The sequence below is a fragment of the Amycolatopsis sp. YIM 10 genome (assembly GCF_009429145.1).
GTDB lineage: Bacteria > Actinomycetota > Actinomycetes > Mycobacteriales > Pseudonocardiaceae > Amycolatopsis.
Window position 1 is genome coordinate 5,284,094 of sequence record NZ_CP045480.1, and the last position, 23,944, is coordinate 5,308,037.

Genomic DNA, 23,944 nt, shown 5'->3' on the forward strand with positions numbered 1-23,944 from the left:
CGCTCAAGAGGATCCGCGAGGTTCATGCATAGCCGTGCATGCCAGAGGTGGCCAGGGCCACGCGGCACGCTCTAAGGGGATTTCTAAACCCTGCCCCGGCCGCGCCGAAATGCCGTGTCGAAGGGCGACACTCGTCGCCGGTGTACCAGCGAGTTTCACCAGTGGCTTACCCACGGAGGGAAAAGATGCTCGGCATTCTCGGCGGCATGGGGCCCTACGCCTCGGCCGAGTTCCTCCGCACCATCTACGAGACCGCCGACGAGCGGCACGGGCCGTCGGCCGAGCAGGAACTGCCGCGCTGCCTGCTCGACTCCGATCCGGCGTTCCCCGACCGCACCGAAGCCATTCTGGCCGGACGCGACCGGGAGTTCACCGCGCGGCTGCGGCACCGGTTGCAGAGCCTGGCCGATCAGGGCGCCACGCGGATCGTGCTCACCTGCGTCACCGCGCACCACTTCGCCCGCTGGCTCGGCCCCGACCTGCGGGACCGGCTGATCTCGCTGGTGGAAGTGGTGCTCGACGACCTGGAGGTGGCCGGTGACGGCCCGTTCCTGATGCTGGCCACCAGCGGCACCCGCGCGGCGCGGGTGTTCGAGTCCAATCCGCGCTGGGCCGCCGTGGCGCACCGGGTGCAACTGCCACCGGCCGACGCCCAGGAGGAGATCCACCGCCTGCTCTACCGGCTCAAGCGCGAACCGGCCGGCGCCGAACTGGCCGGGCTGGCCGAGGACCTCGCGGCACGGTTCGGCTGCCGGGGCGTGATCGCCGGATGCACCGAGGTGCACCTGCTGACCCGCTGGTGGCAAGCCCGCGGCGCCGGACCGCTGGTGCTCGATCCCCTGCGCTCCATCGCCAACGACCTACCCAAACTGCTTGATCCTGAGGAGGCCTGGTGAACCGGGAATTCTGGACCGATCGGCTGGCCGGCTTCGCCGAGCCGACGCGGCTCGGCGGGGAACGGGGTACCGACGCGCACGCCGACGCCGTGACCGAACGCGAGTCGGCGTCGCTGGCCGGGCTCAAGCAGGCGGGCGCGCCCGCCGGGGTGCCGCCGGAGCACGTGGTGGTCGCGGCGTGGAGCCTGGTGCTCGCCGCGCACGCGGGCACCGACGACGTGGTGTTCGGGGTGCGACCGGCCGGAGTGGACCAGCCGGTCCCGCTGCGTGTGCGGCTGCGTCACGACCTGCCGCTGACCGCGTTCTTCGCGAGCCTGCGCGCCCAGCTCGAAGCCGGTCTCGCCGAACCGGTGCCCACCGACGCCGAGTTGGCCGAATGCGCCGGGCTCGCGGAGGGCACCGCTCTGTTCGACAAGGTGGTGCGCTGGGACCACGGCACCGGCACGCGGCACGCCCTGGAACTGCGCCTGGACCTCGACGAGCCCAACATCCGGTTGCGCCTGGCCTACGCGGCGGGCCGGATCGGCGAGGCCGACGCGCGCCGCCTGCTCGACGACCTCGACACGTTGCTGGCCGAGATGGTCAGCCGCACCGGCGCCACCCCGCTGCACGAGTTCAGCGTGCTCTCCCCCGCCGAACAGCACCGGATCACCCGCGAGTGGAACGACACCGCGGTGCCGCGCACCCCGGCGTGCATCCACGAACTGGTCGAGCGCCAGGCCGCCCGCACCCCGGACGCGCTCGCCGTGCTCCAGGGCGCGGAGGGACTGACCTACGCCGAACTCGACGCCGCGGCCGGGAAGCTGGCCAGCCGCCTCGCCGCGACCGGGGTCGGCCCCGGTGACTTCGTGGCGCTGCGGCTGCGCCGCTCGGTGCACACCGTGGTCGCGCTGCTGGGCGTGCTCAAGGCCGGTGCCGCCTACGCACCGATCGAGCCGTCGCTGCCGCCGGAACGCGCGCGGGCACTGCTGGCCACTCTCGGCGCGCCGGTGCTGATCACCGACCGCGACCAGGTGGCCGCCGCTCGCGAACTCGGCGACCGGGAGGTCCTGTGGCTCGGCGAGCCGGACGGCACCGACGGCTGGGCGCTGGCCGACGCCGACGGTGAACCGCGGCGGGCGCGACCGGACGACCTCGCCTACGTCATCTTCACCTCCGGCTCGACCGGCACCCCGAAGGGCGTGCTGCTCTCCCACGCGCCGGTGGTGAACCTGATCGAGTGGGTCAACACCACCTACGGCATGGGCCCGGCCGACCGGGTCCTGTTCCTCACCTCGCTGGGATTCGACCTGTCGGTCTACGACGTGTTCGGTGTGCTCGCCGCGGGCGGCAGTGTCCGGGTCGCCACCGACGAGGAGATCCGCGACCCGCGCCGTTTGCTGTCCATTCTGGACACTGAGCCGATCACCTTCTGGGACTCGGCACCCGCGGCGCTGCAGCAGCTGGAGCCGTTCTTCGCGTTGCGCGGCCCGCGCGCGGACCATTCGCTGCGGCTGGTGTTCCTCAGCGGCGACTGGGTGCCGGTCACGCTGCCGGATTCCGTGCGCACGGCGTTCGGCGGGGCGCGAGTGGTCGCCCTGGGCGGGGCGACCGAGGCGGCGATCTGGTCGAACTTCTTCCCGGTCGAGCAGGTGGATCCGGGCTGGGCGAGCATCCCCTACGGCCGCCCGATCGACAACGCGCGCTACTACGTGCTCGACGGCGCGCTGCGCCCGGCGGTGGTCGGCGCGCCCGGTGACCTGTACATCGGCGGTGACTGCCTCGCGCTCGGGTACCACGGCGATCCGGAGAAGACCGCGGAGAAGTTCATCCCGGACCCGTTCAGCGACCGGCTCGGCGCGCGGCTGTACCGCACCGGTGACCGCGCGAAGTACTGGCCCGACGGCACCATCGAGTTCCTCGGCAGGCAGGACGACCAGGTCAAACTGCGCGGGTTCCGGATCGAGCTGGGCGAGGTGGAGGCCGCGCTGACCGCCGAACCCGGGATCGCCTCGGCGGTGGCGCTGGTGCGCGACGCCCAGCTGGTCGGGTACGTGGTCCGCACGCCCGGTGCCGAGCCGGACCCGGCCGGGGTGCGTGACCAGCTCGCGCGCCGGCTGCCCGCATACATGGTGCCCTCGCAGGTCGTCGTGCTGGACGAGCTGCCGGTCACCCCGAACGGCAAGCTCGACCGGCGCGCGCTCCCCGCGCCGAAGGAACCGGTGCCCTACGTCGAGCCCGGCACGCCGGTGGAGAAGGCGATCGCCGAGCTGTGGGTCGACGTGCTCGGCGTCGACCGGGTCGGCGTGGTGGACAACTTCTTCGACCTCGGCGGGCATTCGCTGCTGATCACCCAGCTGATGGCCAGGGTCAAGGCGGTGCTGGAGGTGGACGTGCCGATGATGGCCGTGCTGGACAACCAGACGCTCGGCGAGTTCGCCGCGGTCGTGGAGGCCGTGCTGCTCGAAGAACTCGACGCATGAGCACGGACGCCCGGCTCCAGGCTCTGCTGGAGAAGCGGCTTTCGCGGGCGAAGGCCGTTCGGACGATCCAGCGGGGTGAGGGGCCGCGGCGCGCGTCACCGGCGCAGGAACGCATGCTCTTCCTGGAGGAACTGCACCCCGGCGCGGCGACCTACCACGTGGTGTTCACCTTCCGGCTGGACGGACCGCTCGACGCCGACCGGCTCGAAGCCGCCCTCCAGCGCGTCGAGCGACGGCACGAGATCCTGCGCACCGTCTACGAACGCCGTGGCGCCGAGGAATTCCAGCTCGTCGGCGCTCCCCCGATCCAGCTGCGCCGCGCCGAACAGGACGAGGATCTCGACGCGCAGGTGATGGCGGAGTTCGCGCGCCCGTTCGACCTGCGGCGCGGACCGGTGTGGCGGGCACTGCTGCTGCGTGCCTCCGACACCAGCCACCACCTGGTGCTCACGCTGCACCACATCGCCTTCGACGGTTCGTCGATCGACGTCCTGCTGCGGGAACTCACCGACGGTTACGCGGGCCTGCCCGAACCCGCTCCCCTGGCGATCCAGTACGCGGATTTCGCCGCGTGGCAACGCGAACAGATCGACAGCGGCGGTTACCGCGACCAGCTGGACTACTGGACCGCGCAACTCGGCGACGCCCCGGCGCGCCTGGACCTGCCCGCCGACCGCAACCAGCCGGGCACCGGCCGCGCCGGACTGGTCCGCACGCATCTCGACGCCGAGCTGACCGCCGGGGTGCGCGCACTGGCCCGGCGGCACGGCGCGACCCCGTTCATGGTGCTGCTGGCGTGTTTCCAGAGCGTGCTGCACCGCTACAGCGGCCAGTCCGACATCGTGATCGGCACCTCGGTGGCCGGGCGGACCGTGCCCGAGGTCGAACCGCTGATCGGGTTGTTCGTCAACACCGTGGCGCTGCGGGCCACCATGGACCGGCGCACCAGCTTCACCGACCTGCTCGCCCAGGTGCGGGCCACCGCGTCGGACGGGTTCTCCCGCCAGGACGTGCCGTTCGAAACCGTGGTCGGCGAGCTGCCGCTGGACCGCGACCTCGCCGCCACTCCGGTGTTCCAGGTGCTGATCAACTGGATCACCGTGGACCGCGAGCCGCTGCGCCTCGGTGACGCGCTGATGACCTACGTGCCCCGCGCCGGGACCGGTGCCGCCAAGTTCGAGCTGACGCTGGAGGCCGGGGAGGACAACGGGCGGCTGGAACTGGAGCTGGAGTACGACAGCGGCCGCTGGGACCGGGCCACCGCGGAACGGCTGCTCGGTCACCTGGCCACGCTGACCCGCGCCGCCGTCGCCGATCCGTCCCGCCCGGTCGGCGACCTGCCGCTGATGGGCGCGGAAGAACTCGACCTGGTCACCCGGCAGTGGCCGGGCTGGACCGCCGACTACGGCCCGCCGCCGAACCTCGGCGATCTGTCCGGTGTGGACGATGACGCGATCGCTCTGGTGGACGGCGACGCGCAAGTCACCTTCGGCGAACTCGACCGCCGCGCCAACCGGCTGGCCCACCACCTGGTCAACCTCGGCGCGGTGCCCGACCGCCCGGTCGGGGTACTGCTCGAACGCTCGGCCGAACTGGTGGTGGCGCTGCTGGGCGTGCTGCGGGCCGGGGCGCCGTGCCTGCCACTGGATCCCGACAATCCCGACGCCCGCAGCGCCGCCGTGCTCGAGGACGCGGGCGCGGCACTCGTGGTCACCGACACCGTGCTCGCGCGCCGCGTGTCCACCTGCGCCACGGTGGTGATGGACGAAGTCCCCGACGGACCCGGCGGCCCGCCCGCCGTGCGCACCGATCCCGACGACCTCGCCTACGTCTTCTACACCTCCGGCTCCACCGGCAGGCCCAAGGGCGTGATGATCAGCCATCGCGCCGCGCACAACCAGATCCGCTGGCAACTCGAAACCCACGGCCCCGCGCCACGCGACGCGGTGCTGTTCAAAACCACCGTGACCTTCGACGTCTCGGTGACCGAGCTGTTCACCGCGCTGCACGCCGGCGCCCGCCTGGTCGTGGCCGAGCCCGGCGGGCACCGCGACCCCGCGTACCTGCGGCGACTGATCGCCGAGCACGGGGTGACCCGCGCGCACTTCGTGCCGACCATGCTCGCCGCGCTCGTCGCCGCGGACGGCGGCTCGCTGGACTCGCTGGAGCTGGTGGAAAGCGCCGGTGAGCCGATGCCGCCGGAACTGCGCGACGCCTTCCTGACCGCCACGAAAGCCAAGCTGCTCAACGCCTACGGCCCCACCGAAACCACGGTGCTGGTGACCGCGGGCGACACCCACCACGGCGAAACCGCCGTGCCCATCGGGCGGCCGATCGCCAACAGCCCCTGCTACGTGCTCGACGAGAACCTGAACCCGCAGCCCATCGGCGTGCCAGGAGAACTCTGCATCGGCGGCGCGCAGCTGGCCCGCGGTTACCTCGGCCGCCCCGACCGGACCGCGGAAAGCTTCGTACCGGACCCCTTCGGCGGGGACAGGCTGTACCGCTCCGGCGACCGGGCCCGCTGGCTGCCGGACGGGCAGCTCGAATGCCTCGGGCGCATCGACCACCAGGTCAAACTCCGCGGCCACCGGATCGAACTCGGCGAAATCGAAGCCGTGCTGGCCGAACACGGCTCGATCGACCAGGCCGTGGTCGTCGTGCACGGCGACCAGCTCGCGGCCTACCTGCTCGCCCGCGAGATCGAGCCCGCCGTGGTGCGGGACTGGCTCGCGGCGAGGCTGCCCGCCTACATGGTCCCGGCTTCCTACACCCGGCTCGACCGGCTCCCGCAGACCTCCAGCGGCAAGGTCGACCGCGGCAGGCTGCCCGCCCCCACCGGCCACGCCGTCGCCCAGTCCTATGTGGAACCGGCGACCCCGGTCGAACGGCAGCTCGCCGAGATCTGGACCGAGGTGCTCGGGGTCGAGCGCGTCGGCCGCGACGACGACTTCTTCGCGCTGGGCGGGCATTCCCTGCTCGCCGTGCAGATGATCGGCCGCATCCGCGAAACCCTCGGCGCGCCGGTACCGCTGCGGCTGCTGTTCGAAACCCCCACCGTCGCGCGCCTGGCCGACCGGATCACCGAGATCACCGGCCCCGGGCTGCCCGCGGTCGAACCGGCCGCCGACCGCACCCGGTTGTCGGCGGCCGAAGCGCGGCTGTGGTTCGTCGACCAGCTCTCCCCCGGCGACCCGGCCTACAACCTCCCCGCGATCTGCCGCCTGCACGGACCACTCGACCTCGACGCGCTCACCTCGGCGATCCGCACCCTGGCCGACACACACGAAGCGCTGCGCACCGCGTTCCCCGCCACCGACGGCCGCCCCGCCCGTGCCCTGATCGACACCCCGATCCCCATCCGCACCACCACCGCGACCTCACGCGAAGAGGTCGACGCGATCCTCAAGACCGAAGCGGCGTTCCCCTTCGACCTGGCCACCGGCCCCCTCGCCCGCGCCACGATCATCACCATCGACCCGAGCGAGCACGTGCTCACCCTGGTCTTCCACCACTCCATTGTGGACGGATCCTCGATCGGCGTGCTGCTCGACGACCTCCGCGCCGCCTACGCCGGGCACGCGCTCCCCGAACACCGCCTCGGCGCGGCCGACTACGCCGCCTGGCAACACGAACTCGACCACAGCAGCGCACTCGACTACTGGCGCGAACGCCTCACCGACCTGCCCCCGGTCCCCGACCTCCCGGCGGACGGACCCCGTGAACCGGGCTCGGCCGGAGCCGCCCACCACTTCACCGTGCCCGCGTCGATCACCGGCCCGCTCGCCACCCTCGCGGCGGCCGAGGGCGCGACCCCGTTCATGGGCCTGCTCGCCGGATACGCCGCGCTGCTCAGCCGGTACACCGGCCAGGACGACCTCGTGCTCACCATGCCGGTCACCGACCGCGCCCGCCCCGAACTCGAAGACGTCGTCGGACTGCTGCTCAACACCGTCGTGCTCCGGCTCGACACCACCGGCACCTACCGCGACCTGCTGCACCGCGTCCGCGACGCCGTGCTGGCCGCCTACGAACACCGCACGCTCCCGTTCGACCGCCTCGTCGGCGAACTCGGCCTCGACGGCCCCGCGCTGACCCGGTACAGCGTCACCGTGGACCCGTCGGTCGCGGGAACCACCGACTTCGCCGACGACGTCGTGCTCGAACCGGAGCCGTTCCACCCCGAGCACACCAAAGCCGATCTCAACCTGCTCTTCGAAGAGGACGCGACCAGCGGCTGGCTCGTCTACCGCACCGGCCTGTTCGACGCCGGGCGCGTCGAACGCCTCGCCGGCCACCTGCTCACGCTGCTCGGGAGCGCCCTCGCCGACCCGGATGCCCCGCTGGCCGACCTCACCGTGCTCACCACCGCCGAACGCGCCGCGCTCACCACCGAAAGCCCGGCCGGGCCACGCCGCACACTGCCGGAACTGTTCACCGCCCAGGTCCAGCGCACCCCCGACGCCCCAGCCGTCCCCGGCCTGACCTACCGGCAACTCGACGAACGCGCCAACCGGTTCGCCCATCACCTGCTCTCCCAAGGAGCACGCGGGCAGCTCATCGCACTGTCGCTCGAACGCGGACCCGACCAGGCCGTCGCGATCATCGGCGCCTGGCGCGCGGGCTGCGCCTACCTCGCGCTCGACCCGCACCATCCGTCAGCACGACGGGCGGAGCTGGTCGAGGACAGCGGCGCCGCACTGGTCGTGGACAAGCTCGACTACGCCGACAACAGCGAGCCGCCCGGCATCGACATCGCCCCGGACGATCTGGCCTACCTCGTCTACACCTCCGGCTCGACCGGCCGCCCCAAAGGCGTGCGCACCCCACACGGCGCCGCCGCCGAATACCTCGCCGGCTACCTCGGCACCCGGTTCGGCCTCGGGCCCGGCGACACCGTGCTCCAACTCGCGTCACTGCCGTTCGACGCCGCCATCCGCGACCTGTTCGGTCCGCTGACCACCGGCGCCCGCGTGGTGATGCTCGACCACGAGCACGCGGCCGATCCCGAAGCCATTCTCGAACTGATCGACCGCGAACAGGTCACCTGCCTGCTCAGCGTCGTCCCCACCCTGCTGCGCGCCCTGCTCACCGCCGCCGGAACCGGGCACGGACAACACCTGCGCCTCGTACTCACCGCGGGCGAAGCGCTCGACCTCGCCGACAGCGCCCGCACCCGCGCGGCCTTCGGCGGACGCCCGCTGGTGGTCAACCAGTACGGGCCCACCGAAGCCACCATGACCACCACCGCGCACGCCATCACCGAAGGCACCGAAGGCCCGGCACCGCTCGGACTCCCCGTCGCCGGCGCCCGGCTCTGGATCGTCGACCGCCACGGCGACCTCGCGCCGATCGGCGTGCCGGGGGAGGTGTGGATCGGCGGCAGCCGCCTCGCCCAGGGCTACCACCACCGGCCCGGCCTCACCGCCGAACGCTTCGTGCCCGACCCCTTCGCCGGAGTACCCGGCGCCCGCGCCTACCGCACCGGCGACCTCGCCCGCTGGGACAGCGACGGCTCACTGCGCTTCCTCGGCCGCCTCGACGACCAGGTCAAGATCCGCGGCAACCGCGTCGAACCCGCGGGCGTGGAGAACGTGCTCCGAGGCCTGCCCGGCGTCACCGAAGCCGCCGTCCTCGCCACCGGCACCCCGATCCGCCTGGCCGCCTACGTCACCCCGGCCACACTCGACGGCGACACCCTGCGCGAAGAACTCCGCGCCCGGCTGCCCGAATACCAAGTCCCCTCCTGGATCCAAGCTCTGGAAGCACTTCCGCGCACCGCCAACAACAAGGTCGACAAGAAAACCCTCGCCGCACTCGAAGCCCCTGCCGCGCAGAACCCGCCCGAGGCCCAGTCACCGACCGAAGCCGTTCTCGCGTCACTGTTCGACGAACTGCTCGGCACCGGCCGCAGCGACAACTTCTTCACCCGCGGCGGACATTCCCTGCTGGCCGCCCAGCTCGCCGCCCGCATCCGCCGCACCTTCGGCGTCGCCCTGCCACTGCGCACCGTGCTCGACAACCCGACCATCACCGGACTCGCCACCTGGCTCGACACCCAGACCGGCACCGAAACCACCACCGGTGGTCAACAGCCCGCCGGTGAACTCACCCCCGCCCAGCGCGCCATCCTCGACCACACCCGCGAACACCCCGAAACCGCCGCCTACCACGTCGGATTCGCCGCGATGCTCAACGGCCCACTCGACGAAACCGCACTCGTCCGCGCCGTCGACGCCACCGTCGCCCGCCACGAAATCCTCCGCACCCGCTTCACCGACCGCACCCACGTCGAACCCAGCGTGCTCATCCGCATCCTCCGCCACGAAGCCCGCGACGAAACCGAAGCCACCGCACTGGCCCAAACCGAACTCCGCACCCCGTTCGACCTCACCAGCGAGCCACCCATCCGCGCCGCACTGATCCGCTGCGGCCCCGGCAAGCACCTGTTCGCCCTCACCGCGCACCACATCGCCGCCGACGGCTGGACCCTCTCCATCCTGCAACGCGACCTCACCGAGTACTACAACGCCCAGCTCACCGGCCGCACCCCGCAGCCACCCCCGGTCACGCCCTACCGCGCCAACGCCACCGAACCGTCCGATGTGGACTACTGGACCACGCTGCTCGACCCCGTCCCGGCGACACTCGACCTCCCCACCGACCACCCCCGCCGCGACTCACTCGACGGCGCCACCCGCTACTTCGACCTCGCCCCCGCCACCACCACCGCCATCCGAGCCCTCGCCACCGAAACCGGCACCACCGAATTCATGGTCCTGCTCGCCGCCACCCAACGCTGGCTCCACGAGCAAACCGCACAGGACCGCTTCCGCATCGCCATCCCCGTCGCCAACCGCCCCGACCCCGCCACCGAAAACAACGCCGGCCCCTACGCCAACCTCATCGCCATCCCCGCCGACCTCACCGGACGGCCGACCTTCCGCGCACTGCTCACCCGCGTCCGCGACACCGTGCTCGACGCCTGGGAACACCAGCGCACCCCGTACGAACAACTCGGCCAACCCCGCTGCCAGGTCATGTTCGGCATGCAGAACCTGCCCAACCCCGCCGAGAAGCTCACCGGCCTCACCACCACCCCGATCGCACTCGACCGGGGCACTTGCCGCTACGAACTCCACCTCCGCTGCTACCAAACCACCACCGGCCTGGCCGGCTGGCTCGAATACAACACCGCCCTGTTCACCGCGAACGGCATCGAACAGCGACTGACCCACTTCCGAACAACCCTCCACCACGCGGTGACCGAACCCGGAGGACGCTGACGTGCGCGTGTTCAACCTGATCTGGGCAGGCCAGGGCGTCTCCCTGATCGGCTCGGCGATGACCACCTTCGGCATCGGCGTCTGGGTCTTCCTCGACACCGGCTCCCCCACCTACTTCGCCACCCTCGTCCTCGCCGCCTCCCTGCCCGCCCTGCTCGTGCTCCCCGTCGCCGGCGCACTCGTCGACCGCTGGGACCGCCGCCGCGTCATGCTGCTCTCCGACACCGGCGCCGCACTCGCCCCGGCCGGCGTCGTCCTCCTGCACACCACCGGCGCACTCCAGCTCTGGCACGTCTACGTACTCGTCGGCATCGGCGCGGTGTTCAAAGCCTTCCAGTGGCCCGCCTTCTCCGCACTGGTCCCGCAACTGGTCGACAAGGACAACCTCGGCAAAGCCAACGGCCGCGTCTCCCTCATCGAAGCCGCCGGCCAGGTCTTCGGCGCCCTGCTCGGCGGCGGCCTCTACGCCCTCATCGGCCTGCGCGGCCTGCTCGTGGTCGACCTGCTCACCCTCGCCGCCGCACTGGGCACCCTGCTCTACTCCTTCCGCTGGCTCCCCGTCGAACCACCACGCCCACGCGGCGACGGCCCCGCCACCACCCACCGCGACGAACTGCTCGAAGGCTGGCGCTTCATCCGCGAACGCCCCGGCCTGCTCGGCATCCTGCTCTTCTTCGCCGCCAACAACCTGGTCATGGAAATGGCCATCGTGCTCGTCGGTCCACTGGTCCTCAGCACCCACACCCCCGCCGACCTCGGCCTGGTCAACGCCATCGGCTGGACCGGCATGACCGTGGTCAGCCTGGCGATCAGCATGACCCGCGGCCCACGCCGCCTCATCCGCGCCATCCTCACCGTCGCCACCTGCCACGCCGTGCTCGTGCTCGCCATGGGCATCGAGCAGTCCGTCTGGATGCTCGCCGCCGGCATGTTCGGCATCCTCGGCGGCTACGCCGTCACCAACGCCGCCTCCGCCACCCTCTGGCAACTCAAAACCCCGCAGGACAAGCAAGGCCGCGTCTTCGCCATCCGCCGCATGGTCGCCTGGTCCGCCGAACCCATCGCCTACGGACTCGCCGGCCCCATCGCCCAGCTCGTCGGCACCCCACTCGCCCAGCGACTCGACCTCGGCCAGGGCGGCGGCATCGCCGTGGTGTTCCTGCTGGTCGGGCCCGCGCTACTGCTCGTGGTCGCACTGACCTGGCTGCGCCCCCGCGTCCGGCACGCCGAACGTGAGCTTCCCGACGCGATCGCCCCACCAGCACTCAAGGTCTGATCCGTAGACTGGGCCCCGATGCAGCGGAATCGGTGGTGGATGAGCGCGGGCGCGCTCGTGTTCGTGGCGGCCCTGGTGGCGATCTTCGTTCTCGCCGGCCCCGAATCCCAGCCCGGCAGGCCACTGGAACCACCCGGCCCGCCCGGCACCGGCCCGCTCACCCTGGTCAGCCTCGGCGACAGCACGCTCTCCGGCGAAGGCGCCGGCCTCTACACCCCGGAAACCAACGGCCTCAACGGGAACTGGTGCCACCGCTCCCCCAACGCCACGGTGGAGAAAACCAAGGTCTCCGGCATCGAAACCCGGATCAACCTGGCCTGCTCCGGCGCCCCCTCCGCCCAGGTCGGCTTCGGCGACGCCAAGCAGTGGACCGAACCCAGCCAGGCCCAGCGCCTCGGCGAGCTGACCAGGTCCAACCGCGTCGCCGCCGTCGTCATCGCCGTCGGCGCCAACGACGAACCCCACTTCTCCCAGCTCATCTCCGAGTGCTTCCAGTCCTGGTTCAACGTCCGCGCCGCCCCGTGCAGCGAACGGCTCAAAACCGAATGGCAGCCCCGGATCGACGCGATGGTGCCCCGCGTGGTCGACGCCGTCAACGACGTCAGGCAAGCACTCGCCGACCGCGGCTACACCCTCGACGACTACGACCTCGTGCTCCAGTCCTACGCCGCCCCCATCGGCCCCGGCATTCCCGACGCCTTCCGCAACCTCAACGGCTGCCCGTTCCGCACCGAAGACCTCGACTGGGTCGCCGGACCCGGCATCAACGCACTGACCGAAGGCCTGCGCAGCGCGGCAAGCCAGACCGGCGCCCGCTTCCTCGACCTCTCCCGCGCCGGCGTCGGCCACGAAGCCTGCAGCGGCGGGCCCAACGCCGCCCAGGAGTGGTTCAGCAGGCTCACCGTGCAGTGGACCGATCTGTCCTCTGTGGACCGCGCCAACCACGCGATCCAGGAGTCCTTCCACCCCAACGCCGCCGGACACGCCCAGTTCGCCCGGTGCCTCGGAGAATTCCTCGAAGGCGACGCGCCCTCCGCCGCCTGCCTCAAAGGCGACGACGGCAACCTCCACGCGGCCCTGTCCCCGTAAGCACTAGGAAACTTCGCGCGGAATGGCCTCGATCTTGGCCATGTTCCGCTCACCCCACTCACCCAGCGGCACCATCGCCTCGAGCAGTGACTTGCCGAACGGGGTCAGCGAATACTCCACCTTCGGCGGCACCTCGTGGTGGTCCTCCCGGTGCACCACCCCCGCCGTCTGCAACTCGCGCAGCGAAAGGATCAGCATCCGCTCACTGATCCCCGGCACCTCCCGCCGCACCTCGGCGAAGCGCAGCGCACCGTCGTAGAGCGCCCACAGGATCAACGCCTTCCACTTGCCCCCCATCACGTCGATCGCCGCGTCCAGCCCGCACGTGTAACGCCGCCGCTTCACCGGCACCTCCGATGCACGAACAAAAATGTAGGTACTTCCCCAAATGTACGTGCCTGGTCAAGATCAGCACATGCACAGCACAGACGTCACCGTCGTCGGACTCGGCGCGATCGGCTCCGCCCTCGCCCACGCACTCCTCAACGCCGGATACTCCGTCACCGCGTGGAACCGCACCCCCGGCCGCGCACCCGCACTCGCCGACCACGAAGTCGCCGACATCGACCAGGCCGTCGCCGCCAGCCCGGTCACCATCGCCTGCCTGACCACCTACGACGCCACCCTCTCAGCGCTCGAACCCGCCGCCGGCGCACTCCGCGGCCGCACCCTGATCACGCTGAACTCCGGCACCCCGTCCGGCGCCAGGACCATGGCCGACTGGGCCACCGCCCAGGGCGCCCGGTTCCTCGACGGAGCGGTCAAGAACGTGCCGGACGCGGTCGGCAAACCCGACACGCTCCTCTACTACAGCGGCGACCGCGCCGTGTTCGACCAGCACAACGAACTCCTGCGTGCTCTCGGCGGCGACACCGTGTTCCTCGGCGAGCACGTCGACCTGGCGGCACTGTACGAAATGGCCGTCGGCGGCACCCTGCTGCCCGCACTGCTCGGCTTCTTCCAAGGAGCCGCGCTGATCACCGCACGCGGCCTGCCCGCCGCCTCACTCGTGCGGTACGAGGTGAAGTGGCTGGAGATGATCGCCTCCGTGCTGCCCAGCCTCGCCGAGCACATCGACACCGGCGACTACACCAACCCGGCGTCCTCGCTCGGCCTCTTCCACGAAGCCATCGCGCACGACCGTGAACTGGCCGAGGAAACCGGGATCGACTTCTCCTGGAACACCCCGATGCACGAACTGCTCACCAGGGCCGTCGAACTGGGCCACCGTGAACACAGCATCGCCGCGCTGACCGAACTCCTGCGCGCGCCTACTTCACACCCTGACGGCGCACCATCTCGGTGATCCAGCTCGGCGCGAACGGCGAAGTGCAGTTCGGCGGCGTCGGATAGTCCTTGAGCACTTCCAGTCGCTCACCGATCTCCATCGCACGGGCGCGATGTTCGGCGTGCTCGATGCCGATCTGCGCCAGGCAGTGGTTCATCGCCCACTGCAGGCGATCCGGGGCGCCCTTCATCTCCGCTTCGATCACGTCGAGCAGTTCGACCAGGTCGAGTCCGTCGGGTTTCCTGGCCACACGATCGGTGGTCAGCGCCCAGCCGGCGCTCGCCACCACCGGATCCGGATCGGCGAACCACGCCACGCGCAGTTCTTCGGCGTGCGGATTCTTCTTCACCACGTAGTTCACGAGCCAGTCGTGCACCTTGGGGGTGCGTGCCTCACGCAGCATGACGTCCAGCTCGTCCCGGTCGAACGCCTTCGGGCGGCAGATCAGGAGCGCCAGCAGCCTCGCCGCGGTGTCGCCCGTCCCCCAGAGTTCGCGGGCGAGGTCCTGCTGCGTCTTCAACCGCTTCGCGACCGCACGCAACTTGGTGAGGTTCACCCCGTGATCGTCGCCGTGCTTCTCGTTCACCGCGCGGACCTTCGGATCTTCGAGCGCGGACAACTCGGCCATCACTTCGGTGAGTGTCATCCGGCTCTCCTGTTTCTGCGGGTGTTTCCGACTGTGGCGGATTTTAGCGCTCAAAGCCCGGCCGTATAGGTCGTTATACACCAGAAAGGTGACGTTCTGTGCGCGGAATCCATCGGAGGGCGAGACCGCCGAGCCCCGCGTGCAGCACGGCCGCCACCACCGCCACCCAGTGCAATCCCGACACGAAGGCTTCCTTGGCCTCCCCCGCTACCCCGGGCGCGAGCCCCTGGATCTCGAGCGTTTCACCGAGGGTCGGTGCGAGGTCCGGTCCCCCGACCCGGAAGACCAGGGCCGCCAGCGAGCCCAGGAGCGCGATGCCGAGTGCGTTGCCGATCTCGTTGCTGGTCTCCGCGATCGCCCCCGCCGACCCCGCGCGTTCCGCCGGAACCGCCCCGACGGCCGTGTCCGCCACGACCGCGAAGGAGATGCCGTAACCGACACCCGCGATCACCGTGGAAGCGACGTACCAGCCGATCCCGCCGGTGGTCGTCGCGGGCAGCAGGAACAACAAGCCGGCCGCGATGGCGAAGTGGCAGGTCACCAGCGCGGCCCGCTTGCCAACCCGGTCGACTACGAACGGCGTCACCACGCAGGTGACCGTGAGCACCGCGGCACCCGGCAACGCGAGCAGCGCCGTGCGCAGGACGGGCAGAGCCAGCACCGACTGGAGGTAGATGCCCGCCAGGTACGCGGCCGCCGACCACGCCGCCAGCGGCAGCAGTCCGGTGATGATCGCGACGGTGAACACGCGGTCCCGGAACAGGGTGAACTCCATCAACGGGTGTTCCAGGTGCCGCTGCCGCCGGGCGAACCACACCAGCAACGCCACTCCCGCGACCCCCGCGAGCACCGGCACGGCGGCCAGGCCCTCGGTGGCAGCGTGCTTGAGCGCGTAGACCGCGAGCAGCAGCCCGGCCGCCGAGGTCACCACGCTGACGACGTCGACGCGGCCGGTGCGGACCGTGCGCACCTCACGCAGCAGGATCGGCGCGAACACCAGGAACAGGCCGATCACCGGGAGATTGATCAGGAAGACCGACCCCCACCAGAACCGTTCCAACAGGACCCCGCCGAGCACCGGGCCGATCGCGAAACCGGCGGCGAACGCGGCGGCGAAGATTCCGATGGCCCGCGCTCGCTGCCGCGGATCGGTGAACAGCTCGCTCAGCACGGCCAGTGCCGACGGCAACAGGGTCGCGCCGGCCACGCCCATCAACGCACGTGCGGTGATCAGCAGTTCCGGGGTCGGCGCGAACGCCGCGCCCGCCGAGGCGAGGCCGAAGACCGTGGCGCCGATCATCAGCAGCCGCAGCCTGCCGTACCGGTCCCCTATGTTGCCGAACGCGATCAGCAGGGAACCGACCGCGAAGCCGTAGCTGTCCAGGATCCAGAGCGCCTGGTCCGCGCTCGGGGTGAGGGCCTGGCCGATGCGGGGCATCGCCAGGAAGAGGATCGATCCGTCCATCGAGACGAGCAGGACCGGCCCGAGGACGACCAGTAGCCCGGCCCAGGCGCGCAGGCCTGGCGAGTTGTGCTGTTGTGCCATGCCGACGACGGTCCGGCAGACCGTGATCACCAGCCATCCCCGTGTCGTGGGTAGACCCAGCAGGTACACCCACGGATCGGGCGGGGCGCCTAGGGTCGGGTGCGTGGAGAGCTTGGGCGGGTTCCTGAAGAGTCGTCGTGGCCGGGTCACCCCGGCGGAGATCGGCCTGCGCACGTACGGCACCTCACGGCGCGTTCCCGGACTGCGCCGCGAAGAACTCGCCCAGCTCGCCGGTGTCAGCGCCGGGTACTACACACGACTGGAACAGGGACAGGCCGAGACCGCCTCCGCGCAGGTGCTCGACGCGCTCGCGCGAGTGCTGCAACTCGATCCGGTCGAAACCGCCCACCTGCACAACCTGGCTCGGCACCCGGGTCACTCCAAGCTTGCGGAACCGCCACGGGAAGTGCTGCACCCGCGGGTGCTCGCGCTGCTGGAAGGCCTCGGCGACGCCATGCCGGCGCTGATCCTCGGCAGGCGCGGCGACGTGCTCGCGTGGAACCGCACCGGGCACGCGCTTTTCGCGTCACACCTGGATTTCGACGACCTGCCGTCCATCCCGCGGATGTTCTTCCTCGATCCGCACATGCGCGAGCTGCACCGCAACTGGGCCGAACTCGCCCGCATCCACGTCGCCTACCTCCGGCTCACCGCGGGCCGGTTCCCCACGGACGCGCGGCTGGCCGCCCTGATCGGCGAGCTGAGCATGCGCAGCGATGAGTTCGCTTCGTTGTGGGCCACCGGAGACGTCGCCGACTGCACGGTCGGGCCGATGTACCTGCGTCACCCCACGCTCGGCGCGGTGGACGTCACCTACCAGGTCTGGCTGCAGCCCGACAGTCCCGACCACCGGCTGGAGATCTACACCCCCAACGATCCGGCTTCCGCCGACGCCCTGCGGATCCTCACCCACCAGAGCGAACGCCGATGAGCCGCTGTGGCAGGGTTTCCGCATGCCGATCGACGCCGCGCAGCGACAGGAACTGACCAACGAGGCAGGCATCGCGCTCGCCGACGCGGTCCCGGCGGGCTGGCAACGCATCGACCTGGTGTGCGCCGTCGATCCCGAGCGGTGGACGCTGACCGTGCTGCCGGAGAACGGCCCCACTCCCCCGGTTCCCGGGAAGACCAAGGAAAGCCTGCTCCGGCTGCGGGAGCGGATGGCCGAGCCGGACGGGACCACGTGGTCGTCCGCCCGCCTCTTCATCGACGCACCCAGCAGGGTCTACGTGAAGTACCACTTCACCCGTGACGTGCAGTTCGGCGATCTGTCCACTGCGGAGGAGCAGAACCGCCTGTGGGGCCTGGTCTCCAACCTGGTGACCAATTCCTGCCCGCCGGACTGGACCGAGGCGGGCATCACCTACCGTGCTGTCGGGCAGCACCTCGAACTGCGGGCGACCGTCCGCCACGCCACCGACGGCGCCCTCGAAAGCTGGACACCCCGCGTGGAGGTGGGCGAACTGCTCACCCGGCTCCGGGCCGCCATGTACCGGCCGGGCCGCGGCACCTGGAGCGAGGTCACCGCGGTGGTGCGCCTCGACTCGCGGATCGACTCCCGCTACACCTGGGACGACGAACCGGCGTGGGAAACCGAGCCACCGGCGTCGGCCGCGATCCGGGAACTCGCGGACTTCCCGCGTGACGACGGCATGGTGCCCGCGTGGCTGGCCGAGCGGGCGGGTCGGGCGGCGGTGGTCACGCTGGCCCACGATCCCGACGATTCCATCGCGACCGACGCGGCGCTCACCGCGGCTTCGCAGGCCGCCGCCGAACTGGAACTGGACCCGTCGCGCTACCGGGTCGGCGAAGTCGCGGACGACGCCTGGTGCCTGATCCCGGACGGCGGACAGTGGTCGGTGTTCTGGGCACACGGTGAGCAGCGCCACCGGGAACGCACCTTTCCCACGGCCACCGAAGCGGCCCGGTACTTCGCCGGTCACCTCCACCTGAACCGGTCCGCCTTCCGCGGCGAACTGCCTCCCGACGCGAAGCGGCCGACCAAGGCGTGGCCCATCCAGCCGATGAGCGACGACGGCGGACTCTCGCTGTACGCGGGAAAGCAGCTGGTGACGCTGCCGCCGGGAATCGAAATGGACCGCTACGGCGATCCGTCGGGCAACACCTTGTTCGCCGCGCGCACCGCTTTCACCCACCGCTCGCACAAGGCCGAACGCGAACAGCGCGAGTACCACGTCTACCGGCTGACCCGCTCGGTGCGGGCCATCACCGGCACGGCCGTGCCCTGGTACGACCAGGAAGGCGGCGGGACCGCGTACGTGCTCGCGCGTTCCGTGGCAGACCTGCTCGCCGATGGGTCCCTGATCGAACTCGCTTAACCGGGCTTGTGCCAGACCAGCGAGTACCGGCGGAGCACGTGCCGCCGGTACCGCACGCCGGGTAGCAGGCGCGCGGCCGCGGTCCGCACTTCGGCGTAGCTCAGGCCCGGCGCCGCGGCGGGCATGCCGACCGGGCCCCTCGCGCGTCGCAGGAGTTTGGTGATCCGCACGATCGGGGCCGCCGCGGCCCACGCCACCCAATCCGCAGCGGACACTTCGCGCGCCAAGCCGGCGACCACCAGCGTGCCGCCCGGCCGCAGCAGGTCGCGCATCCGGGTGAGCGCCGCGTCGAAGTCCATGTGGTGGATCGCGGTGATCGAGCAGACGAAGTCATACCCACCGGGCAGAACGGCGGTGAGGAAGTCGTCTTCGACGAGGGCCGGCGCGTTGCCGGTGGCCAGTTCGCGGGCTCGGGCGATCATCGCCGGTGAGCTGTCGATCCCGGTGACGCGCTCCGCCCGCGCGGCCAGCTTCCGCGCCAGCAGCCCGTCCCCGCAGCCCACGTCCAGCGCGGTGCGGCACCCGCCGGGCACGGCCCGGAGCACATCCGGATGCCGGGCGACGTTGGTGTTCCAGTACGGCTCGGTCTGCGGCACGCGGATCAGTGAAGCACCGGCAGCGGCGAGACCGCCGACCGCCCGGTCGCGGCCTCGATCAGCTCCACCGGCGGCGCCATTTCCGCCAGCAGCGCGGCCGTTTCGGTGAGGGCGTCCGCCGGCGCGTCCGGTGCCTGTCCCAGCGCGCGCCGCACGTCCAGCAGGTGCACGGTGGCTTCGAGCAGCACGATCCGCACCGCCTCCGACAACGGCAGCACCACCCCCGGCTGCCACACCGCGCGCAGCTCCGGCCCGGCCGAGCGCAACCGGTCGAGCACCGATGGCCCCAGCACGGTGAACCGCTCGACCAAAGCGCGCCCGCTCGTCGCGGCCGCATCGGCGACGGCTTCGTCAGCCACCTCCGGCCCGGCCGTCGCGGCAAGACCGCCTTCGCTGTTGAACCGCCGGAGTGCCGCCGCCGCGGTCAGCACCGCGCCTTCCGGCTCACCGGCCGGGGGCCCGGCGGCGTGCAGGTCCCGCGGCATCGCGGAATGGTGCGCGTACAACGCGGCCACATCCCAGCCGGGACAACGAGAAGGCAGCCCCCACTGCTCCTCGGTGAGCCCCTCCCCCAGCTCAGCCCAGGCCTGCCAGGTCCGCGCCAGCGCGTCCACCCTGCCGTGAAAGTCCACGAACCCGACTCTGCCACTATTCGCGGCGCTCGGCCTCGTCGATCAACGACCAGGCTGACGCCACCAGCTCGCGCCCGTCCTCCTTCTCGGCGCGGTTCGCCGCCGCCCACGCGTGCCACGGCCCACCCGGCCAGGTGAACTGCGTCGCGTACCGCTGCCCCAGCGCGGCGTCCACCCGGCGCAGCGCGACCAGCGCCCACTCCTGGTCGTACCGCAGGTCCGGCCGGGCCAGGTAGCGGTCCAGGTAGGTGGCCAGGACGGCCGCGTCCGCGGTGGTGGCGAGCCGGGCCAGCGCGTAGCAGTAACCCTGCCCGGCGAAGACGTACTCGCTCTCCAACAGGAGCTCGCCGATGCGCTGCCGGAACCCCGCGCGCCTGCCGACGCCGATCAGCCACGCCGCGGTGATCTTCGCCCGCCAATCCTCGTCGAGCAGGCGCGCCAGCTCCTCGTCGGTGATCTGCCCGGCCGCCTCGATCAGACTCCGCACGAACTCCTCCCGCTTCGGCCCGAGGCCGATGAAGTTCGCGTGCAGCAGCTGGCCGTACCGCGGCCGTTCCCCGTCACCGACCACAAAACGCTCGTAGACATCCCCAGTCACGCCGGAAAGTCTGACAGACCGGCATGGAACTCGTAGTGCCCCGAGCCGACCGTCACCGTCAGCACCCCGTCCGCGAACGACGAGCCGAGCACACCTGGCGCCTCCGCGAGCGCGAGGCCACCCTCGGTCGCCGACGCGGCCGGGATCTCCACCTCCGCGGTGGTGTTGACCGGCACGTCGACGCTCAGCCAGAACCCCTCGGAGTCGGTGCGCCACGAGGACTTCAGCGGACCGTAGGCCGAGTCGAACGAGCCCGCGCCACTGGTCAGCCCGCCACCGGGCGTCGGCGCGATCCGCGACTTGCGGTACCCCGGTTCGAGTGCCGAGAGGCCGCCGATGTGCTCGTACATCCACTGCCCCACCGCTCCGTAGGCGTAGTGGTTGAACGAGTTCATCGCGGGATCGCCGAAGCTGCCGTCCGGGTTGATCGAGTTCCAGCGCTCCCACATGGTGGTGGCGCCCATCTTCACCTCGTACCCCCACGACGGGTACTCCTGCCGCGTCAGCAGCGCGTACGCCTGGTCGAACCGCCCGCTGCCGCTCAGCGCGGGCAGCAGCCACGGCGTGCCGAGGAATCCGGTGGTGAGCGAGCCGCCACCGGCCCGGATCTTCTCCACGAACCGATCGGCCACCTTCGCCTGGGCGTCCGCCGGGACCAGGTTCATGCCCAGCGCGAGCGCGTACGCCGTCTGGCTGTTGCCGGATACCACCCCGTCGCCGCCGACGAACGCCTTCGCGAACGCCGCCCTGACCTGGCCGGACAACGCGGCGTAAGCGTCCGCGTCGGCGTGTTCACCCAGTGCCCGCGCCATTTCCGAGAGCATGCGCGCGTTCTCGGCGAAGTAGGCGGTGCCCAGCACGCCGCTCGGGGTGGGGTCGTCCAGGTTGAGCCAGTCCTCGAACCGGCCGCGCCCGTCGTCGATCAGGTCCGGCCCCGCTCCCCCGCGCACGAACTCGAAGAACCGCTTCATCGACGGATAGTGCTCACGCACGGTCGCGGTGTCACCGAACGCCCGGAACACCGCGTACGGCACGGTGATGCCCGCGTCGCTCCAGCCGACCCCGCCGTGACCGGCGTTGGCCGGATCGGGCGCGATGCACGAGTAGTCCCCGTTCTCGCGCTGGGTGGCCCGCAGGTCGCCCAGCCACTTCCGCAGGAACGCCCTGGTGTCCTGGTTGAACGAGGCGGTCGGCGCGAACACGTTGATGTCGCCGGTCCAGCCCAGCCGTTCGTCACGAGCCGGGGTGTCGGTCGGCACGGACAGGAAGTTGCCGCGCTGACCCCAGGTGATGTTCTGCTGCAACCGGTTCAGCATCGGGTCCGAAGTGGACAGGGTGCCGGTGGTCCGCAGGTCCGAACCCCACACCACACCCTCGACGTCGGTCACCGCCGGCGGGGCGACCCCGGTGATCTCGACGTAGCGGAACCCGTGCTGGGTGAAGGTCGGCTCGTAGTCGACCGGGCCGTCGGCGGCGAAGACGTACCGATCGGTGGCGGCGGCCCCGCGCAGGTTCTCCGTGTACAGCGTGCCGTCGGGATTGAGCACCTCACCGTGCCGGATCGTCGCGGTCTGCCCGGCGCCGCCGGTCAGCCGGAGCCTGGTCACGCCGACCAGGTTCTGGCCGAGGTCGTAGATGAAGGTGCCGGGTTTCGGCTCGGTACGGGCGATCGCGGGCACTCGCTCGGTTTCGCGCACCGGCTCGTCGGGCTGCGGCACGAGCCGCGCGGAGGCCGATTCGGCGAGGTCCACCGGCCCCCACCCGGTTTCGTCATGGCCGGGGGTGTTCCAGCCGGGACGCGCGAGCCGCGCGTCGTAGGTCTCCCCCGCCTGAAGGTCGCCCAGCACGAACGGGCCGGTGGCCGTGCGCCACGAATCGTCGGTGCGGATCCACTCGTGACTGCCGTCGGCGTAGTCGACCCGGATCTGCGCGACCACCGCGGGCGCCGAGCCGTAGACACCCGGCGGGTAATTGCCGACGCGCCCGGCGTACCAGCCCGGCGCGAGCGCGATCCCGAACGCGTTCGCGCCCTCGCGCACCTGCCCGGTGACGTCGTGGGTCTGGTGCTGGACGCGCGTGGTGTAGTCGGTCCAGCCCGGCGCCAGTTCGTGGTCACCGATCTTGGCGCCGTTGAGGCTCAGTTCGTACACCCCGAGCGCGGCGCCGTAGGCACGCGCCTGCTGGATCCGCTTGCCCGCCGGAACGACGAACTCCTTGCGGTACAACGGAAGGCTCGTGCGGTGGGAGTAGAGAACCTCGGCGGTGGTCAGCAGTTCGAGGCCTTCCGCGCCGACTGTGCCGCCGGAGAACGGGTTGTGGCCGTCGTTGAAGTCGACGTCGGTGAGCGTGGAACCGTCGGCACCGGTGACGGTGGCCCGATGGATCACCGCCTTCTCCTGGCCCTCGGCGGCGTTCACCACGCGGTAGCCGAAGCTGCCCGCCGCGAAGTCGGTCACCTGGCGCTGGTCGACCCGCGTACCGTTGATCGCCGTGGTGACCGTGTCACCGTTCGCGGAGACGGTGAAGCGGGTCCGTCCGGCCAGGAGTTGTTCCCGCGACACGGTTCCGGAGATGTCCACGATCGCGAGCACGGTGTAGGCGCCGTTGATCCGGTTGTGCACGCGGAGTTTCGGCTTGCCCGTGCCGTCTGCGACGCTGATCTGCCACAGGTAGCCGTTCTGCGAGTCGGGAGCGCGGAAGAAGACGCCCGCCGCGAGCGCCTTCAGGCTCAGTTCGGTGTCGACTGTGTAATCGCCCCAGGTCAGCGCCTCGTCCCGGTCGGTGAGCCAGCCCGCGCCAGCCCAGTCCGCCTCGCCGAACAAGCCGGTCTCGAACCACGCGGGCTCGCTCCAGCGGCTGCCCCGGCCGTTGCCGTCCCAGACGCGGACCTGCCAGAAGTACCGGGTCGCGGGCCGCAGGTCCGGTCCTCCGTAGGCGATGTCGAACTGGCGGTCCGACGCGACTCGCCCACTGGTCCAGACATCACGCGCGCCGGGCGTGCTGCCCACCCACAGCTCGTAGGCGCTCTGAACCACGCCGCGTTGGTCCGAATTGGACACAGTGGACATCCAGCCGAAGTGCGGACGCTCCCCGCCGATGCCGAGTGGGTCGACGCGGTCGTTCACGGTCAGTGAGCCGGGCCGGATGCCCTCGACCGCCGAAGCAGGCACCGGGGCCAGGACTCCCGGCAACACCACCAGCACCGCGAACAGTGCCGCCAGAGCCGCCGGTGCCGCCGAAACCTTGCCACGAGCCATCGCACGACCTGCCTTCCGACCGGGGAACGCGGG

At 71.1% G+C, this 23,944-nt stretch carries 15 protein-coding genes; 8 read left to right on the top strand and 7 right to left on the bottom strand.

Going from position 1 to position 23,944, the window contains the following annotated elements:
- The first annotated feature begins 185 nt into the window (after window positions 1-185).
- The 5 genes from YIM_RS25155 to YIM_RS25175 are packed head-to-tail and all read left to right on the top strand — an operon-like array spanning window position 186 to window position 13,009.
- Window positions 186-896, top strand: a complete 711-nt coding sequence (locus YIM_RS25155; protein ID WP_194239741.1) for an aspartate/glutamate racemase family protein — start codon at window positions 186-188, stop codon at window positions 894-896.
- Window positions 893-3,358, top strand: coding sequence for an amino acid adenylation domain-containing protein (locus YIM_RS25160; RefSeq protein WP_153032683.1), 2,466 nt, complete (start codon window positions 893-895; stop codon window positions 3,356-3,358). The genes YIM_RS25155 and YIM_RS25160 overlap by 4 nt, the downstream gene beginning before the upstream one ends.
- On the top strand, window positions 3,355-10,644 hold the full coding sequence (locus tag YIM_RS25165; protein ID WP_153032684.1) for a non-ribosomal peptide synthetase: 7,290 nt from the start codon (window positions 3,355-3,357) through the stop codon (window positions 10,642-10,644). The genes YIM_RS25160 and YIM_RS25165 overlap by 4 nt, the downstream gene beginning before the upstream one ends.
- Before the next feature lies 1 nt (window position 10,645).
- A complete protein-coding gene (locus YIM_RS25170) occupies window positions 10,646-11,920 on the top strand; it encodes an MFS transporter (RefSeq protein WP_153032685.1) in 1,275 nt (424 codons plus the stop codon).
- 18 nt (window positions 11,921-11,938) lie between these two features.
- The gene (locus YIM_RS25175) at window positions 11,939-13,009 is read left to right on the top strand and encodes a GDSL-type esterase/lipase family protein (protein WP_153032686.1); all 1,071 of its coding nucleotides are present in this window, start codon (window positions 11,939-11,941) and stop codon (window positions 13,007-13,009) included.
- 3 nt (window positions 13,010-13,012) lie between these two features.
- On the opposite strand, the gene YIM_RS25180 is transcribed toward YIM_RS25175, so the two are convergent.
- Window positions 13,013-13,306, bottom strand: a complete 294-nt coding sequence (locus YIM_RS25180) for a helix-turn-helix domain-containing protein (RefSeq protein ID WP_194240337.1) — start codon at window positions 13,304-13,306, stop codon at window positions 13,013-13,015.
- Between the two features lie 118 nt (window positions 13,307-13,424).
- On the opposite strand from YIM_RS25180, the gene YIM_RS25185 reads away from it, so the two are divergent.
- A complete protein-coding gene (locus YIM_RS25185; RefSeq protein WP_153032688.1) occupies window positions 13,425-14,315 on the top strand; it encodes an NAD(P)-dependent oxidoreductase in 891 nt (296 codons plus the stop codon).
- Here the strand turns inward: YIM_RS25185 and YIM_RS25190 are convergent.
- Window positions 14,281-14,943, bottom strand: coding sequence for a DNA alkylation repair protein (locus tag YIM_RS25190; protein WP_153032689.1), 663 nt, complete (start codon window positions 14,941-14,943; stop codon window positions 14,281-14,283). The two genes, YIM_RS25185 and YIM_RS25190, sit on opposite strands and share 35 nt — an antisense overlap.
- Before the next feature lie 73 nt (window positions 14,944-15,016).
- The gene (locus YIM_RS25195; RefSeq protein WP_228004003.1) at window positions 15,017-16,519 is read right to left on the bottom strand and encodes an MFS transporter; all 1,503 of its coding nucleotides are present in this window, start codon (window positions 16,517-16,519) and stop codon (window positions 15,017-15,019) included.
- 73 nt (window positions 16,520-16,592) lie between these two features.
- Between YIM_RS25195 and YIM_RS25200 the strand changes: the two genes are divergently transcribed.
- Both YIM_RS25200 and YIM_RS25205 read left to right on the top strand, forming a co-directional pair.
- Complete coding sequence (locus YIM_RS25200) at window positions 16,593-17,420, top strand: helix-turn-helix transcriptional regulator (RefSeq protein ID WP_153032690.1); 828 nt, start codon at window positions 16,593-16,595, stop codon at window positions 17,418-17,420.
- A gap of 22 nt (window positions 17,421-17,442) precedes the next feature.
- Window positions 17,443-18,828: a TNT domain-containing protein gene (locus tag YIM_RS25205; RefSeq protein ID WP_153032691.1), complete on the top strand. Its 1,386-nt coding sequence runs from the start codon at window positions 17,443-17,445 to the stop codon at window positions 18,826-18,828.
- Here the strand turns inward: YIM_RS25205 and YIM_RS25210 are convergent.
- From YIM_RS25210 to YIM_RS25225, 4 genes are read right to left on the bottom strand one after another with little or no spacing between them, the layout of a single operon-like run.
- Window positions 18,825-19,424 (bottom strand): bifunctional 2-polyprenyl-6-hydroxyphenol methylase/3-demethylubiquinol 3-O-methyltransferase UbiG, encoded by a 600-nt coding sequence (locus YIM_RS25210; RefSeq protein ID WP_153032692.1) that lies wholly within the window; start codon window positions 19,422-19,424, stop codon window positions 18,825-18,827. The genes YIM_RS25205 and YIM_RS25210 overlap by 4 nt on opposite strands.
- A gap of 5 nt (window positions 19,425-19,429) precedes the next feature.
- Entirely contained in the window at window positions 19,430-20,056 is a 627-nt protein-coding gene (locus YIM_RS25215) for a maleylpyruvate isomerase N-terminal domain-containing protein (RefSeq protein WP_153032693.1), read from the bottom strand.
- 16 nt (window positions 20,057-20,072) lie between these two features.
- Window positions 20,073-20,654, bottom strand: coding sequence for a DUF6000 family protein (locus YIM_RS25220; RefSeq protein ID WP_153032694.1), 582 nt, complete (start codon window positions 20,652-20,654; stop codon window positions 20,073-20,075).
- Window positions 20,651-23,911 (bottom strand): alpha-L-rhamnosidase, encoded by a 3,261-nt coding sequence (locus YIM_RS25225; RefSeq protein WP_153032695.1) that lies wholly within the window; start codon window positions 23,909-23,911, stop codon window positions 20,651-20,653. Before YIM_RS25225 ends, YIM_RS25220 begins: the two co-directional genes overlap by 4 nt.
- Window positions 23,912-23,944: the final 33 nt, after the last annotated feature.

Excerpts from the sequence above, each read along its gene's own strand:
- YIM_RS25155 (WP_194239741.1), top strand. The coding sequence starts at position 186 with ATGCTCGGCATTCTCGGCGGCATGGGGCCCTACGCCTCGGCCGAGTTC.
- YIM_RS25165 (WP_153032684.1), top strand. The coding sequence starts at position 3,355 with ATGAGCACGGACGCCCGGCTCCAGGCTCTGCTGGAGAAGCGGCTTTCG.
- YIM_RS25175 (WP_153032686.1), top strand. The coding sequence starts at position 11,939 with ATGCAGCGGAATCGGTGGTGGATGAGCGCGGGCGCGCTCGTGTTCGTG.
- YIM_RS25180 (WP_194240337.1), bottom strand. The coding sequence starts at position 13,306 with ATGGGGGGCAAGTGGAAGGCGTTGATCCTGTGGGCGCTCTACGACGGT.
- YIM_RS25185 (WP_153032688.1), top strand. The coding sequence starts at position 13,425 with ATGCACAGCACAGACGTCACCGTCGTCGGACTCGGCGCGATCGGCTCC.
- YIM_RS25190 (WP_153032689.1), bottom strand. The coding sequence starts at position 14,943 with ATGACACTCACCGAAGTGATGGCCGAGTTGTCCGCGCTCGAAGATCCG.
- YIM_RS25205 (WP_153032691.1), top strand. The coding sequence starts at position 17,443 with ATGCCGATCGACGCCGCGCAGCGACAGGAACTGACCAACGAGGCAGGC.
- YIM_RS25225 (WP_153032695.1), bottom strand. The coding sequence starts at position 23,911 with ATGGCTCGTGGCAAGGTTTCGGCGGCACCGGCGGCTCTGGCGGCACTG.